This window comes from Microcoleus sp. S13_B4, from assembly GCF_036700885.1.
Taxonomy (GTDB): domain Bacteria; phylum Cyanobacteriota; class Cyanobacteriia; order Cyanobacteriales; family Microcoleaceae; genus Microcoleus.
In genome coordinates this window covers 1-16,910 of the sequence record NZ_JAUBPU010000088.1, presented here as the reverse complement: position 1 = coordinate 16,910, position 16,910 = coordinate 1, and the positions used below count along the sequence as shown (strand labels likewise).

Below are 16,910 nucleotides of genomic sequence, written 5' to 3'. Positions count from 1 at the left end.
GTTCAGTTTTTTGCCTTTAGTTCGCGGTTGTTTGAACCGCTTCTCTTCTGGCGCTTTATTAATGTATCAACTCTCCCTAGGGTTGTCAAGCGTTTTGCGAAAATTTTTTTGACTTTTTTTTGAAGCTATACACACCAAGGCTTTTGGCTCTTTGTTTCCAATCCTGCCTCCGCTGGCTGACTCCTCTTTTAACTATGGGGTCTTTTTTTTTGCAAGATGGGACTTTTGGGGGGAGGATTTACCGCGCATGGGTACAATATCTCTACGTGTAGATATTCTATATAGATGTTCGATCGCCCGCTTATGAAAAAATCTGCTGCTCGCCCTACTGCCTTGTTTGTTACCTGCGCTTTACTGCTGATCGCTTGCAGTCAGACAAACACTCCCCAAACCTCTACTACAGCATCTCCGGCGACTTCGCCATCTCCCGGTGCTTTGCCAGAGGGTTCGCCTAGTGGGGGTAGTTCCAACACTATATCTATAGGTATTGGGGTAGCCCAAACTAGCAATGTGGCTTTACTGGGTCAAGAACAGATGGCTGGGGCAAAGATTGCCCAGAAGTATTTCAACGATCAAGGCGGGGTGGATGGGACGCCTATTAAACTGGTGTTCCAAGATACTGGTGGAGATGAACAAGGGACTATTAATGCTTTTAATACTCTGATCAATCAGGATAAGGTCGTGGGTATTGTGGGGCCCACCCTGTCACAACAAGCTTTTAGTGCCGATCCGATCGCCGATCGCGCAAAAGTTCCCGTACTCGCACCATCCAACACTGCTAAAGGCATTCCCCAGATTGGCGATTATGTGGCCAGAGTCTCCGCGCCTGTCGCCGTAGTAGCACCTAATGCGGTGAAAGCAGCACTGAAGCAAAATCCCAATATTAAAAAAGTCGCCGTGTTTTTTGCTCAGAATGATGCTTTTAGCAAATCTGAGACTGAAACTTTTCAGACAACGGTTAAAGATATGGGACTGGAATTGGCAACAGTCCAAAAATTCTTGACTACTGATACAGATTTCCAATCTCAAGCTACTAACGCGATAAATGTCAACCCCGATTTGATAATTATTTCCGGGTTAGCCGCCGATGGAGGCAATTTAATTAAGCAATTGCGGGAGTTGGGCTACAAAGGTGCGATCATTGGGGGCAACGGTCTGAATACTTCTAATGTATTTGCTGTTTGTAAAGCACTCTGTGATGGAGTTTTGATTGCCCAAGCCTACAGCCCGGAATACGAAAATGAAGTTAATAAGGCTTTTCGCGATGCTTATCGCGCTCAATTCAAGAAAGAACCGCCTCAGTTTAGCGCTCAGGCTTTTACTGGCGTACAAGTTTTTGTTGAGTCATTAAAGGCAATTAATGCTAAGTCTAAGGTTAGTGAAAAGCCGTTGGCCGAGTTACGTACAAATTTGAATCAGCAGTTGTTGGGTGGCAAATACAATACGCCTTTGGGGGAAATTTCTTTTACGCCTGAAGGTGAGATTAATCAGAAAGAGTTTTATGTGGCACGGATTAAGATGGAGGCGGATGGCAATAATGGTAAGTTTGAGTTTTTGAAATGATTGGAGAGGCAAGTTGAGCAACGGATTCCTTCGACAAATTTAAGGCAGTTAACAGATGTCGGGAAGACCGAAGAAGTAAGAGGGAAGAGGGAAAATCCGTGACGTATTTGTTGTTGAATAATTTTAGTGTGATGCTCAATTTTTAACGGGTGATGGACTTAACTCTGTTTTTGCAACAATTTCTGAATGGTTTGTCGATCGGCAGCGTGTATGCTATTTTTGCTCTGGGCTATACGCTGGTGTTTTCGATTTTGGGAATTATTAACTTTGCTCACGGTGCAGTATTTACCTTGGGTGCTTATTTCACCTATGCGCTGATGGGAGGGACTTTCGGTTTTAATGGGTTGTGGGCTAATGCTAGAATTCCCGTGGAATTGCCTTTTGCTGTGGCGTTAATTTTGGGCAGTGTCATGGCTGGTGTAGTGGGAGTAATTGTAGAACGAGTTGCTTTTTTGCCTTTGCGTCGCCGACACTCAGATTCTCTGCTGACAGTGGTTTCTAGTTTGGGTGTAGCAGTGGCGATCGCCAATATCATCCAATATCTTGTAGGTGCGGAGATTTACACTTTTCCTGCTAACACTTACGGCTATTTGCCTGCTGCCATTAACTTCGGTACAGCGGATAAACCGATTCCAATTCGTACTGTTCAAATAGTAATTTTTGCGGTATCAGTTGCGATTGTGGCTGTCTTAACTTACTTAATAAATTTCACTAAGTTTGGCAAAGCAATGCAGGCGGTGGCTGAAGATGCTACTACTTCTAGTTTGTTGGGGATTGATACCGATCGATACATTGTATTGACGTTTTTTGTGAGTAGTTTTCTGGCAGGTTTGGCGGGGAGCTTGGTGGGTTCTAGTGTGAGTATTGCTGGGCCGTATTTTGGTATTGCTTTTGGTTTGAAGGGTTTGGCGGTGATTGTGCTTGGGGGGCTGGGGAGTATTCCTGGGGCGGTTTTGGGTGGGTTTATGATTGGTTTGGTTGAGGCTTTTGTGCCTGGTGATTTTTCGGCTTATAAGGATGCTGTTGCTTTTGGTATATTGTTTCTTATGCTATTGGTTAGACCGCAGGGTTTGTTTGGACGGCGTTTGATTCAGAAAGTCTAGGCTGATTTGCAGGGCATCTCCTAAGCCTAGACGGTGGGGAAAAGGGAAAACGGGTTTCGAGCAAAGACTATCACTAAACCAGCCCGTCTCAACTGTTGTGGAGTTTTATGTATTTACCTAGAAAACTTATTCATACCTCAGAGGCAGTTTGATGAATTCGGAAGTTCCATTAATAGTAAGCAATCGCCTTTTTTTGCGATTAGCAAATCAAGACGATATCTGCAAAATAATTAAATTTTACAGAGACAATCAAATATTTTTTACTCCCTGGCACCGACAGTGGGCGGAGGAATTTTTAACTGAAAGTTATTGGGAAAAACAAGTAGAGAAAGATTTCCAAGGCTTTAAATCTGACCGATCTTTAAAGCTATGGATTTTTGATAAGGATAATCCTGAGTATATTGTCGGTAACGTTAATTTTGATAATTTTGTACGAGGGGCCAGTCATTTTTGCTTTTTGGGATATAATCTGGCAGAAGCGCAACAAGGTAAAGGTTATATGACAGAAGCTGTAAAAATAGCAATTCACTATGTTTTTGAAGAGTTAAATTTACATCGTCTTATGGCAAATTATATGCCTAACAATCAGCGTAGCGGTCATGTACTTAAAAGATTGGGATTTGTGGTGGAAGGTTATGCTAGAGACTATTTATTGATAAATGGTCGGTGGGAAGACCATATTCAGACTAGCTTAATAAATCCCAATTGGAAACCAAGCTAACCCGATTTTTTAAATAACTTCTAATCTCAAATATCTAAAATTAAATGGCTACGTTTTTTACTACTTATGGGTTTCTGATTGTCTCAATGTTGCTGGGTGCAATGTTGGGAATGTCGCTCTATTTACCTCTAATGACTGGTCAGTTGTCTCTGGCTAGCCCTGGTTTTTATGCGTTGGGTGGGTATATTGCGGCGATTTTATCTACGACGGTGTTTAAGCCGACAGGGGGTTTATTTCCCCTGCCACTGCTGTTATTGGAAATGATAATTGCAGGGGTTGTTTCGGGGTTGCTGGGGATTTTGGTGGGAATTCCGGCGCTGCGGTTGAGTGGGATTTATTTGGCGATCGCAACTATTGCATTTGTGGAAATTTTGCGGGTTTTATCGCTGAATCTGGATATCACTGGCGGGGCTGTGGGCATTTTTGGGATTCCGCAACCGTTTGGGACGCCGATCGAGTATTTGTGGATTGTATTGCCTTTACTGTTGGTAAGTATGGCGATCGTCTATCGGCTGGAACGGATTCGGGTGGGGCGGGCTTTTGCGGCGATTCGGGCTGATGAGTTGGCGGCTGATGCGATCGGCATTAACCCAACTTTTTATAAGGTTTTGGCTTTCACGTTAGGTGCTGTTTTAGCTGGGGTTGTGGGTGCAGTTAGTGCCCATTTTTTGAATACTTGGAACGCCCGTCAAGGTACTTTTGATGCTAGTATTATTTACTTGACTTCTGTGTTGATTGGTGGTAGCAGAACGTTTCTGGGAGCAGTTTTGGGTGGGATGGTATTTACTGCTTTGCCGGAGGTTTTGAGGGGAATGGCGACTATTCAGGGATTGCCGATTTGGTTGGCACAATTTCTGCGGGATGGGCGGTTAATTATTTTTGGGTGGCTGATTGTTTTGGGGACAATCTTTTTTCCGCAAGGTTTGGTTACGCCGGCGTTGTTGAAGAGGTGGAGGAAGGGCGATCGTACTTCTGTTTAAAAATCATAAATCGTTAGAAAGTTCGGGCAAATATCGCGCGCCCTGCCACATTTTATAGGAAACTTTTTAGGCGTTCCTTAATCAGGGTATGAAAAAAATAAGTGGAAAATTCAGAAGCTTTGTGATACTGGTTTCTATGATTTGCATATTTAGCTTTTCATACCGTAAATCAGCAATGCCATTTTTTAGTCAACACAAACTAAAGTCTTTACTATCAACCATTTTAATTGTGTGCAATTAAACCAACATCATATTCTGCCAAATCTTAAGAGTTTTATCACTGCTACCGCTAGCCAAAAACTCTCCTTCATGACTAAAATTAACCGAATAAACCGAGTTAGTATGACCCCCAATATTACAAATTTCTTGACCGTCTTTCACTCGCCAAATCTTGATAGTTTGATGGCTGCTGCTAGCCAGAATCTCCCCATCGGGACTAAAAGCAATAGAATCAACATACCAAGAATGTCCTCTGATAGTTAAAACTTCTTGCCAATCTTTGACCCACCAAATCTTAATAGTATTATCGTGGCTGCCGCTAGCCAAAAATTCTCCATTTGGACTAAAAGCTATGCAGCGAACAGAGTCTGTATGACCTGTAAGCGTGCGAATTAGCTTCCCATCTTTAACTCGCCAAATTTTGACTGTTTTGTCCCAACTGCTGCTAGCAAGAGTTTCTCCATCAGGGCTAAAAGCAACAAAATAAACTAAATTGATGTGACCCGCAAGCGTGCGAATTTCTTGCCCGTCTTTGACTCGCCAAATCTTGATTGTTTTGTCCCAACTGCTGCTAGCAATAATTTTGCCATCGGGACTGAAAGCTGCGCCGTAAACTGAGTTACTGTGACCGATGAGGGTGTGGATTTCTTGTCCATCTTTCATCCGCCAAAGTTTTACTGTTTTGTCGTGGCTGCTGCTGGCTAGCATCTGTCCGTCCGGGCTGAAAGCTACTGTATAAACCGAGTTAGCGTGTCCTGTGAGGGTGACAATTTCTTGCCCGTCTTCAACTCCCCACAGCTTGATTGTTTTGTCATCGCTGCCGCTGGCTACAACTTCTCCGTTGGGGCTGAAAGCCACAGAGTAAATTAAGTTTTTGTGACCTGTGAGGGTGTGAAAACATTGCCAGTTATAGGTTTGCTGTTGGGGCTGGGGGGGAGTTTTTCCTGGTTTAACTAACTTGGAATTTGTTTGAGGAATTGCTAGATCGATCGCAACTTGGGGATTAATTTCTTTTAATACTTCCACAGCCGTTTGATAGCGGCGGTTGGTAGCGTTCTCAATCATTTTGTCTAAAATTTTCCCGAGTTGTTCACTCACCGGGTTGTTGGCCAAATACTGCCGCCATATCCAGGCATCTTCACCAGGATCGAAGAGGTCAAAAGGGGAAACTTGAGTTAGCAAATACAAACAAGTTACGCCTAAACTGTACAAATCGCTGCTAAAAAATGCTTTGCCTCTAGCTTGTTCGGGGGCAATGTATTCGGGGCTGCCGATGCTGGTTCCTGTTTTGAGTAATGCTGTACCTGTGGCAATTTTTGCGGCGCCAAAGTCTACTAAAACTAATTGTTTGTCGGCGCGGCGGATGATGTTTCCGGGTTTGATGTCTCGGTGAATAACGTTGTGGGAATGGATGAAGTGAAGGACGGGTAATAAGCTATTGAGTAAGTCTTGAATTTGATTTTCTGTAAATGTGCCTTCTGTTTCTACAATTTGTGCTAAATTTTGCCCGTCGATAAATTCTTGGACTACATATTGTCGGCCCTCTTGGATGGAATAGGCTAAGAGTTCGGGAATTTGAGGGTGTTTGCCCAATTCGTCTAATCGCATTGCTTCTTGTTCAAAAAGTTCGGCTGCTTTTTTGCTGTTGCGATTGCTTGCTGATGGGATGAGTTGGGTTTCTGCGGGTAAAAATTGTTTGATGACGCAGCGAGGTTTTGAGGGTTTGTCTTCGTCAACGGCGAGGAATGTTCTACCAAAACCGCCTTGTCCGATCGCCTTTATGGCCCGGTAGCGATCGCGCAGCAGCAGTTTTGACCGACAATTTCGGCAAATTTTGGCTGCGGGAGGGTTTTGTGGCTTGGAACAGTTGGGATTTAGGCAGTAACTCATTCGATTTTGGATTTGAGGTTTTAGATTTGGGATTTTAGATAAGACGGCGGTTGAAACCGCGTCTATACCAACGATGTCCGCCGACGCGGACTGAAGAAAATAACAAAATTTTAACCGCCTTTGTCTTCAACCCGCGGAGGCGGGTTTTGTTTGTATAGACGCGGTTTCAACCGCCCGGTCTTCTTATCCCAAGCTATTTTAAAAATTCCACATAACGGGGTTATCGTCTAAAGGATCGGTGACAGTGCGCCCGATCGCCTCCATCTCTTTTAATTCCTCTTCACTCAATTTTACCTCACCAGCTTTAGCATTTTCGGCTGCTTGTTCCCTCTCGCGCGCGCCAACAATTGCATTTTTTTGTGGCTGGGAAATCAACCAAACTAAGTAGTTAAGCAAAATTAATTACATAATTATCTCCAAATTGTTTAAATTTTTTTTCGACCGATGAAACAAGAGCTTGCCAGCTAGAGTAGGCATCTATTTCGAGCCATTCATATTTGATAAACCGCCACAAAATCTCAAGGAAATTTAATTCCGGTGAATAGCCTGAGTTGATTTAATGCTGTTTGCACTCGGGCGTAATTTTCTTTGATGAACAGCTTATTTGGGGCGCGGTGGTCGCCTTCTTCAAACTTGTGTTCTGGCCCGAATTTACTTGTCAATCTTTCTTGAGCTAGAGATGAATAGGCAAGGATGGAGATATGATTGTCCACACAATAGGACATAACATCTTTTTCTACCCAGCGCCTAAACAGAGAATATGGCGGTTGCAAGTTGTCGATGCGTCCGTATTGGGTGGCTTCTTCTATTGAAGTGCAGGAGAAGTGAGAAACGCCGATCGCCCGAATTTTTGCTGATCTTTTAACTTATTCAGGGCGTCCATTGTTTCTGCAATTGGCCCTAAGTTGGAATTCAAAGTGCCAGCGGGCCGGTGGATTTGGTAAAGGTCAATATAATCGGTGTTGAGGTTTTTTGGTTCTTCCGTATTTAGTATGCTAAATACAGAAGAACCAGATTGTTTTGGGTTTCTATCAGTTTAATCTGCTTGTGGGGTGGCTTTTACCGGTCTTACTTATTGCCTATTCCAAAGTTAGTTTAATCTGCGTGTGGGATCTGCATTCCTAGCGGGTCCCTCAAGAGATTTTCCTAACTTAGGTGCGTAGTGGGAACCCTACATAATCTTAGGCACTTTAAAAAACTCTCCATCGCGATCAGGAGCTCCCTCCAAAATACTTTCTCCCTTAGCAAAAGGTTGCAAATCGTCCGATCGCATTACATTACTAACATCGATCGCCCGCGTTGTCGGTTGCACCTTACTCGTATCTAGTTCACTCAACTGCTCGAAATAATCCAAAATACCGTTAAGTTGACCAGTAAACTGCTCTTCTTCTTCAGGCGTTAATTCCAATCTTGCTAAATTCGCTACTTTCCGAACTTCTTCTCTATCAATCATAAAAATCGGGAATGGGGAATGGGGAATGGGGAGTGGGGAATGGGGAATTGGTTATCAAGAATAATAACAAACAACAAACATAGAACAAATAACTAATGCCCGATGCCCCATTCCCATCCTAGTTAAAAATATACATCAATTTGCGATCGACCTGTCGTCTTCAGCCAATTTTGTACCTCAATGTAATTGTTGGGAGCCAAGCGAATAGCCTCCTTCCAATAATCTGCCGCTTTATCAAACAGCCCTTCCGCCGCTTCAAGATTGCCCGCTTCCTTTTCTTTTTCCCCTTGATAGTGGTAAATCACAGCAATATTATTCAGTGCTTGTGGCATTCTCGGATTGAGCTCTAGGGCTTCGCTGTAATATTCCAAACCTTTATCGTGTTCGCCGTTGCTAGTATGGATCAGCCCCATATTGTACAAGACATAACTGCGATCGTAAGGATCTTCCTCCAACTTCAGCGCTTCCTGATAATTTTCCAGCGCTTCAGCATATTCGCCATCTGCTTGAGCTGACATACCATCTCGGTAATAAGCAAAAGCTTCCTTCGCCTGCTTTTTCGCCGGCATCATCTTCAGGATGATATCAGCCATTACCGTGAAACTTTTGTCAATAAAGTTATCGTTGCGTTGAGTTCTTGGCATATGCGATTCTTTGGTTAGTGGCTAATCATAAAAATTAGCCTGTAAAGTTTTCCTATTAATAATTGCGCCACTGCTGTAGTGGGCCGTGGTGTTGAGGGCGCTAAAAAGTTTAGTCGATCGCAACTGCGAACCTTAAAACACGCCCTTGGGTTTAACACTCTCGCAAGCTCTATCTATTTTATATAAGTCTTGCAAGACTTGCAAAAAAACTAGATTTCTTTAACCTCTCTCGCACTCTACACAAAACTTACAAAAACCCGCACCTGTGGAAAAAGTTCGGCTGAAGGGTGCAGGGGCAATCCTCTTCGATGGCTTTCCTTCGGATTGCGAAAACTAAGGCCAACGGGCGAGCGCGCACCGTACCCTACTAACGGTAGCCATAATCCCCCCTCGTTGACCCTCAGAGCAAACAAGCAAATAGCCTGCCGAGGAGAAATTCAATCACAAAGTTTTATTAAGCTATCCGAGTTCAGCCTATACTTAAAAGTTATTCGGCAAAACACTAGCAATATTTTGCCCCAAAGTCAAGGGAAGCATCAAAAAAAATTAGAAACCCGATCGCCAAAACCAGCTCGAATTCCCGCAATATATAATAAAAATAACCGGGTAATTTTCACAGAGAGAAACCTATGGCTCCGAATCCCACCATTATGCAAGCCGTCGAACAACTTGGCTACCGCGTTACGGTTGGAGACGTGGCGGCAAAAGCTGGATTAGATGTTAATTTTGCCCAACGAGAACTGTTAACCCTCGCCTCCGAAGCAGGTGGCAACCTGCAAGTAGCAGAGTCCGGCGACATTGCCTACCTATTTCCCAAAAACTTTCGAGATATTTTGCGAAACAAATTCTTGCGCTTGCAGTTGCAGGAATGGTGGCAAAAAATCTGGCGAGTTTTATTTTACCTGATTCGGATATCTTTTGGCATAGTGCTGGTAGCTTCCATCCTCTTAATTTTTGTTGCTATTACGATTTTACTCTCCAGCGGCGATAGCAATAACGGCGGCGGAGGAGGAGAGGGTGGCGGCGGGGGTGGCAGAGGTGGCGGCTTTTTGTTTTTTCCGTACTTCTGGAACGACTTAATCTGGATATTTTACTGGAACCATGACCAACCATACTACCAGCAGCGATCGCGCTTAACTGGCCAAAAACCCCAGATGAGTTTTCTGGAAGCAGTTTTCTCCTTTATATTTGGAGATGGCAATCCCAATAACAATCTAGAAGAGCGCAAATGGAGCGATATTGCCACTGCAATCCGCAACAACCGAGGCGCAGTCGCCGCCGAACAAATTGCCCCGTATCTCGACAATCTCGGACAGGGATACGCCCAAGAATACGAAGAATATATGCTATCGGCTCTCGCGCGTTTTGACGGCCGTCCCGAAGTCAGTCCCGAAGGGCAAATAGTCTACCACTTCCCGCAATTGCAAACCACAGCCACCGAGAGAAATACTGAACCAGTAGCAGCTTATTTGCGAGAAATGCTGTGGCGTTTCAGCCACGCCAGCTCCGGCCAAGTCATGCTTGCAGCAGGGTTGGGAGCCGTCAATCTGGTTGGTGCGCTAGTTTTGGGGAATCTATTAGCTAAAAGTGCGATCGCAGGTGGATTTATCGGTTTCGTCAGCGCTATTTATCCAATGCTGCTGATTTACGGCGTCGGATTTCTCGCAATTCCTTTAATTCGCTACTTCTGGATTCAATGGAAAAATAGCCGCATAGAAGCCCGCAATCAAAAGCGTCAGCAGCGAGCAATGTTATTAAACGAACCCGATGCAAACTTGAGCAAAAAACTGGCCTACGCCCGGGAATTTGCAGGAGAAAACGTTCTGACTGGAGAAGATTTAGCTTATACCACAGAAACGGAATTAACACAACAAGAACTAGAACAGTCAGCAAAAATAGATGCCGAATGGCAGCGCAGGATCGATCGCTCAGACGACTTGTAATAATGACAAAAAACAGTTGTTTGTTGTTAAGTTGCGTAGAACAAAAATCTTGCACCCTTTTCAATACCCGGCAAGATGCCTGTTGCACAATAAAATATCTTTGTTGTGTGTAGAACGGGCTTCTAGCCCGTTGCTAAGAAGGGTAAAAAATGTCAATCTTTACTAATGCCATAATTTTTTATACTCCGCTTTTTTTCAAATAACCTTAGGGCGTTTAAAAATCAAACAATTTTGGTCATACTTCGAGTCGTGATCCAGAGCCACAAGTTCCCACCCCTCCTCCCCTAAATGGTTAACAAATAGATGCAGCGAGCCTTGTTTCCAATCTCGCTGTTCTTCACCATTTACATATAAACTAATCAGCTTGTTTCCAAAAGGATACATATTCGCATCCACAAATAAATACTCCCACTTTTGCATAGCAATCCTTAATGTAGTTAGTTGGCACTTGGCAGTTGGCAGTTGGCCGTAGTTAGTAGTTATTGGTTATTGGTTGTTGGCTCTAATAACCAATGCTTTTCGGCGAAGATGCTTTTCGCCCCACTTCCAGATTCCCAATTACCAATGCTTTTCGACCCAATTCCCAATTCCCAATTCCCAATTCCCAGCAGTTACTGGACTGCAATTCTAGCCAAAGTAGTACCCCGGTAATAGTGCAACAAAATCTGCTGGTAGCCGTATCCCTGTCTGGCCAAATTGTAGGCCCCCCACTGACTCATTCCTACAGCGTGACCGAAACCTTTGCCAGCAACTTGAAAACCCGTAGGAGCTTGGCCCGGGTTCCTGGCGCTCACACTGCCCCCGTACTGAGGAATCACTGTAAAGCGGGTACTCCTCAAATTTAGAACCTGGCGTAAATCTGCGCCAGTCATGACCCTAGAACCGCCATCTCCGATTACTTTCATTCTCAAAACGCTGCCGTAAGCGGTAGTGCGTTCTGGCTTCATCGAGATCACATTGCCCACGCCAGAAATCTTACTGCTGATTTGAGCCCGAGAAAAATTTTCTTTCCATTGGTAAACCGGCGCCCCTTGGTCGAAGTCAGGAACAGCACGCAGGTAAGGCAGAGGTTCCGTCCAAACATCCTCGACATTTTCAGTATGTCCCCCAGACGCAGAGTGGAAAACGGCTAAAATTATCTGACCGTTGTAGGCCAGAACTTGACCGGCGGTTGCATCGACTGCGGAATAAGTCCCAGAAGATTCTGTTTGCAGTCCTTTGTAAACCTGCGAAGACTGAGTGCTGTCCACGTCATAAAGGTCGGTTTCGCTTTTCAGGCGCTGGTGGATAGCGTAGGAACGGGCTGCGACTGCTTGGGCTTTCAAAGCCTCTTGAGGCCAATTGCCACTCATCTCCGCGCCGAGAACGCTGTAGAGATATTGTTCGATATCGACGTAGTTGATGGCAGTCAAGCCTCCTTTTTGGGGAACTAGAAGCGTGCGTCCCCGATACCACCGATCGCCAATCCAAACATAACCGTTCCCCGTCGGCTCGATCCAAACTTGGTTGGCCGCCCAGCGACCAATTGCCACTGTTCCCGATCGAAATTGAGCTGACTGAGAACTGTTTGCCGACAGTTCGCCCAAATTGCGCCCGCTACCGTCGCGGATTGCAGCCTTAGTAGAACTGCCGACTTTTACCTGACTTGCCCCGTCTTGTACCGCCACTCGCAAGATCAGCGCGGCCTGTGCTGGGGCTACCATTGCCAGCCAAAACAACAGCGAAATCCAAAAGTAGCGTTTTTTTAATGTCGAAAAAACGGAACCAAAAAATACTCCTGACTGCATTTGAAAATTTTCCTCCTGTGCTGTATGAGTTTAAGAATTTTTAAGGGAAGGCAAGGGAAAAAGGAAGGGGAACGGAAGAAACAAAACGTTAGAATTGGGTGGATCACTCTGTACGCTTGTCAAAAATGATTTTAGCGAAGAGATGTTCGCAGGAACAGCGATTTATCCCGGTTCCTGCCTGCGACTATTTCCTATATGTCGGATTTGTCGCACTCTGGATATATGTAACATATTTTTTAAGACTTAATTGAGGTGATTTGACTCTTGCAGATTACATTTCTCGGAACTAGCTCCGGTGTCCCCACGCGATCGCGCAACGTTTCCAGCATCGCCCTCCGGCTGCCCCAGCGAGCGGAACTCTGGCTGTTTGACTGTGGCGAAGGAACTCAGCACCAGTTTCTCCGCAGCGATCTCAAAGTCAGCCAACTAAGCCGCATTTTCATAACTCACCTGCACGGCGACCATATTTTCGGCTTAATGGGTTTGCTGGCTAGCTGCGGTTTGGCGGGGAATGTCAAGCGCATCGATCTTTACGGGCCTCCGGGACTTGAAGAATATTTGCAAGCTGGCGTTCGTTATTCTCAAACTCATTTTTCTTACCCGGTTAAGGTACACAAAATTCACGAGGGAGTCATCTATGAAGATGACGAATATATTGTTAGCTGCGGCCCTTTGAAGCACCGAGTTACTGCTTTTGGTTATAGAGTAACTGAGAAAGACCGTCCGGGACATTTTGATGTAGAAAAAGCAAAGGCTGTGGGTATTCCTTCCGGGCCGCTTTACGGTCAATTAAAACAAGGAAAGACGGTAAAGTTAGACGACGGGCGAGAGTTTAAAGGTACTGATTTTTGCGGCCCGGATCAAATTGGGCGCAAGTTTGTGTATTGTACGGACACGGTTTTTTGTGACGGGGCGGTGGAATTGGCGAAGGATGCTGATTTGTTGGTGCATGAAGCTACTTTTGCTCATCAAGATGCTCAAATGGCCTTCGATCGCCTCCATTCAACTTCGACAATGGCGGCTCAAGTGGCTTCGATCGCTGGGGCGAAACAGCTAATTATGACGCATTTTAGCCCGCGTTACGCTCCGGGGAATGCGATCGTCCTGGATGATTTGCTCAAGGAAGCGCAGGCTATTTTTCCGAATACGAAAATGGCCTATGACTTTTTGACTTACGAAGTGCCCAGGCCTGTTTAAAACTAGGGTTGATCAGACCTGAGATTTTACAGTATTTTCAATAAGGGCGATCGGGGCGGGCTCTTCGGCCCAGCCCCTACTCCCCACAAAAACATTAATCTCTTGTAGAATAGAGCATCGGGCTTTTTATGCCTTGCTATTGTCAATAAGCACCTATACCTGAGTTGTGATCGCCCTCGCCCCCCTTCACCAACTTCAATCTAAAATCTCAAATCTAAAATCCCAAATCGAGCGATCGCCCCCAGCGACGGCCCAGGAGACCCAATGGTTGCTACAATCGGGGAGGGTATATGTTGTGGCTAACACTACAGCCCGTAACCCTGAAAGCTAATAGCTAAATTATTAAAAATCTGCCTCTCCTGCCATGTTTAAAAATCTGCTAGGCGATCCCAACGCGCGCAAACTGAGAAAATTTCAGCCTTGGGTAGCTGATATCAATATTTTGGAAGAAGACTTCCGCGCACTCTCAGACGACGGCCTCAGAGGAAAAACGGCCGAGTTTCAAGAACGTCTGGCAAAAGCTAAATCTCTCAATGAAGAAAAAGAGATCCTAGACGAAATCTTGCCGGAAGCTTTTGCAGTGGTGCGGGAAGCGGGACAGCGGGTTTTGGGACTGCGCCACTTTGATGTCCAAATCCTCGGCGGCATCATCCTCCACAAAGGCCAAATTGCCGAAATGAAAACCGGTGAGGGCAAAACTTTGGTGGCGACGCTGCCGGCTTACCTCAACGCCCTCAACGGTAAAGGCGTACACATCATCACCGTCAACGATTATCTCGCAAGGCGGGATGCGGAATGGATGGGACAGGTGCACCGCTTCCTGGGACTGACTGTCGGACTGATTCAGCAGGGCATGGATCAGGTGGAACGAAAGAAAAATTATAACTGCGATATTACCTACGCGACTAACAGCGAAGTCGGGTTTGACTATTTGCGCGACAACATGGCTACTGTCATGGAAGATGTAGTGCAGCGTCCTTTTAATTTCTGCGTGATTGACGAAGTTGACTCGGTGCTGATTGATGAAGCACGGACGCCTCTGATTATTTCGGGCCAGGTGGAACGCCCAAGTGAGAAGTACATCCGGGCGGCTGAGGTGGCTGCTTCCCTGAGAAAGGAAAATGAAGAACATTACGAGGTTGACGAAAAAGCTCGGAATGTGCTACTGACCGATGAAGGGTTTGGTGAAGCTGAGAATTTGTTGGGCGTTACGGATTTGTACGACCCGGCTGACCCTTGGGCGCATTACATTTTTAATGCGATTAAGGCGAAGGAATTGTTTATTAAGGATATTAACTACATCGTCAATGCCGATCGCGAAGTGGTGATTGTGGATGAGTTTACGGGCCGGGTGATGCCGGGACGGCGCTGGAGTGACGGTTTGCATCAAGCGATCGAAGCCAAGGAACGGGCGGAAATTCAGCCGGAAACTCAGACGCTGGCGACGATTACCTATCAGAATTTCTTTTTGCTTTATCCGAAGCTGTCGGGGATGACAGGGACGGCGAAGACTGAGGAGACGGAGTTTGAGAAGATTTACAATCTGGAAGTGACGCTGATTCCCACTAACCGGATTACCAGCCGCACTGACCTTTCGGATATGGTTTACAAGGCGGAGGCCGGCAAGTGGAATGCGATCGCCCAAGACTGTGCAGAAATGCACGAGATCGGTCGGCCGGTGCTGGTGGGCACTACGAGCGTGGAAAAGTCGGAGTTGCTGTCGCGGCTGCTGCTGGAACGGAAAATTCCTCACAATTTGCTCAATGCTAAACCGGAAAATGTGGAGCGGGAATCAGAAATTATCGCTCAAGCCGGACGGAAGGGTGCTGTGACGATCGCCACCAACATGGCGGGGCGCGGTACAGACATCATTTTGGGCGGTAATTCGGAGTACATGGGCCGCCTGAAGTTGCGCGAGTATCTTATGCCCCGGATCGTGCGGCCCGATGATGAGGACGGGTTTTCGCTAGTGCAAGTGCCTGGTATTGGCGGCCGCCCCGCAGCTCAAGGTTTTGGTCAAACTGCCAAAAAGGTCAAGTCTTGGAAAGCTTCGGCGCAGATTTTCCCGACGCAGCTATCGAAAGATGCGGAGCAAATGCTCAAAGCGGCGGTGGAATTGGCGGTGAAGGAGTACGGGGAGCGATCGCTCACGGAATTGCAAGCCGATGATATCGTGGCTATAGCTTCGGAAAAAGCGCCGACCAAAGACCCGGTAATTCAAAAATTGCGGGAAGCTTACAATTTAACTCGCAGCGAATACGATGCTTTTACCAGCACCGAACACGATGAAGTCGTGCAGTTGGGAGGCTTGCACGTCATCGGTACCGAACGCCACGAATCGCGCCGGATCGACAATCAGTTGCGCGGCCGGGCGGGACGCCAAGGAGACCCGGGTTCTACGCGGTTTTTCTTGAGTTTGGAAGACAATTTGCTCAGGATTTTCGGCGGCGAACGGGTGGCCGGTTTGATGAAGGCTTTCGGTGTTGAGGAAGATATGCCGATCGAATCTGGAATGCTAACTCGTTCCCTCGAAGGCGCTCAGAAAAAAGTCGAAACCTACTATTACGACATCCGCAAGCAGGTATTTGAATACGACGAAGTGATGAACAATCAGCGTCGAGCAATCTATGCGGAACGCCGCCGAGTATTGGAAGGTTTGGACTCCAAAGAACAGGTAATTAAGTATGCCGAACAAACGATGGACGACATCGTGGGAGCATACATCAATCCCGATTTACCTTCGGAAGAATGGGAACTCGACAAACTTGTTAGCAAGGTGAAGGAATTTGTTTATCTGCTGGCTGACATGACACCGGATCAGCTAGAAGATTTGTCAGTTGAGGAAATTAAAACTTTCTTGCACGAACAAGTCCGCAATGCTTACGATATGAAAGAATCGGAAGTTAATGCAATCCGAGCTGAATTGATGCGAGATGCGGAACGGTTCTTTATTTTGCAGCAAATTGATACTTTGTGGCGCGAACACTTGCAACAAATGGATGCTTTGCGCGAGTCTGTAGGGCTGCGGGGTTACGGGCAGAAAGACCCGCTGATCGAGTACAAAACTGAAGGTTACGAGCTGTTTTTGGACATGATGACGGATATCCGTCGCAATGTGGTTTATTCGCTGTTCCAGTTCCAGCCACAGCCGGCCATGCAAGTTTCGCCAGAGATGGTTTGAACATAGTTGAAAATTGAACGGAAATGATATCGCGCAGTCTCCACCCATAATCTTTGATTTGGGTGGGGTTAGCGATATGCAATCAATAAAAGCGAAGTAATACCAATTTTCAAAAATCATGCAACAGTAGCTAGGGCTGACAAAATGTAATCCCATCCAGTTATAGATGCTATTGTCTCTGTAGAAAATTCTTTAAGATAAGCGCAAACTTTTTCTTTAAGACCATCTA

Annotated in this window: 12 protein-coding genes and 1 pseudogene; 7 read left to right on the top strand and 6 right to left on the bottom strand. The window is 45.8% G+C overall.

The window, feature by feature from the left end; all coding sequences use genetic code 11:
• Positions 1–303: 303 nt before the first annotated feature.
• The 4 genes from QT994_RS25865 to QT994_RS25850 all read left to right on the top strand — a co-directional run bounded on the left by QT994_RS25865 (position 304) and on the right by QT994_RS25850 (position 4,367).
• Complete coding sequence (locus QT994_RS25865; RefSeq protein ID WP_333179679.1) at positions 304–1,563, top strand: ABC transporter substrate-binding protein; 1,260 nt, start codon at positions 304–306, stop codon at positions 1,561–1,563.
• 152 nt (positions 1,564–1,715) lie between these two features.
• Complete coding sequence (locus QT994_RS25860; protein WP_333179676.1) at positions 1,716–2,666, top strand: branched-chain amino acid ABC transporter permease; 951 nt, start codon at positions 1,716–1,718, stop codon at positions 2,664–2,666.
• Positions 2,667–2,817: 151 nt separating this feature from the next.
• On the top strand, positions 2,818–3,387 hold the full coding sequence (locus QT994_RS25855) for a GNAT family N-acetyltransferase (protein WP_333179674.1): 570 nt from the start codon (positions 2,818–2,820) through the stop codon (positions 3,385–3,387).
• Between the two features lie 44 nt (positions 3,388–3,431).
• Positions 3,432–4,367, top strand: coding sequence for a branched-chain amino acid ABC transporter permease (locus QT994_RS25850; protein WP_333050190.1), 936 nt, complete (start codon positions 3,432–3,434; stop codon positions 4,365–4,367).
• A 237-nt stretch (positions 4,368–4,604) separates the two neighbouring features.
• On the opposite strand, the gene QT994_RS25845 is transcribed toward QT994_RS25850, so the two are convergent.
• The 5 genes and pseudogenes from QT994_RS25845 to QT994_RS25825 form a co-directional block, all read right to left on the bottom strand.
• Complete coding sequence (locus QT994_RS25845; RefSeq protein ID WP_333179672.1) at positions 4,605–6,476, bottom strand: serine/threonine-protein kinase; 1,872 nt, start codon at positions 6,474–6,476, stop codon at positions 4,605–4,607.
• Between the two features lie 198 nt (positions 6,477–6,674).
• On the bottom strand, positions 6,675–6,872 hold the full coding sequence (locus QT994_RS25840) for an aldo/keto reductase (protein ID WP_333179669.1): 198 nt from the start codon (positions 6,870–6,872) through the stop codon (positions 6,675–6,677).
• Between the two features lie 122 nt (positions 6,873–6,994).
• Positions 6,995–7,392: pseudogene (locus QT994_RS25835) on the bottom strand (aldo/keto reductase).
• A gap of 255 nt (positions 7,393–7,647) precedes the next feature.
• Positions 7,648–7,929: an Asp-tRNA(Asn)/Glu-tRNA(Gln) amidotransferase subunit GatC gene (gene gatC, locus QT994_RS25830; protein WP_006635952.1), complete on the bottom strand. Its 282-nt coding sequence runs from the start codon at positions 7,927–7,929 to the stop codon at positions 7,648–7,650.
• Between the two features lie 122 nt (positions 7,930–8,051).
• Entirely contained in the window at positions 8,052–8,573 is a 522-nt protein-coding gene (locus QT994_RS25825; RefSeq protein ID WP_333050184.1) for a photosystem I assembly protein Ycf3, read from the bottom strand.
• Between the two features lie 629 nt (positions 8,574–9,202).
• Here QT994_RS25825 and QT994_RS25820 point away from each other — a divergent pair.
• Entirely contained in the window at positions 9,203–10,516 is a 1,314-nt protein-coding gene (locus QT994_RS25820; protein WP_333179666.1) for a hypothetical protein, read from the top strand.
• Between the two features lie 611 nt (positions 10,517–11,127).
• Here QT994_RS25820 and QT994_RS25815 read toward each other — a convergent pair.
• Complete coding sequence (locus QT994_RS25815) at positions 11,128–12,303, bottom strand: SpoIID/LytB domain-containing protein (protein ID WP_333050179.1); 1,176 nt, start codon at positions 12,301–12,303, stop codon at positions 11,128–11,130.
• A 264-nt stretch (positions 12,304–12,567) separates the two neighbouring features.
• Here QT994_RS25815 and QT994_RS25810 point away from each other — a divergent pair, with 264 nt between their 5' ends.
• Together QT994_RS25810 and secA are read left to right on the top strand one after the other, a co-directional pair.
• A complete protein-coding gene (locus tag QT994_RS25810) occupies positions 12,568–13,500 on the top strand; it encodes a ribonuclease Z (RefSeq protein ID WP_333179664.1) in 933 nt (310 codons plus the stop codon).
• A gap of 364 nt (positions 13,501–13,864) precedes the next feature.
• Complete coding sequence (secA, locus tag QT994_RS25805; protein WP_333179661.1) at positions 13,865–16,681, top strand: preprotein translocase subunit SecA; 2,817 nt, start codon at positions 13,865–13,867, stop codon at positions 16,679–16,681.
• Positions 16,682–16,910: the final 229 nt, after the last annotated feature.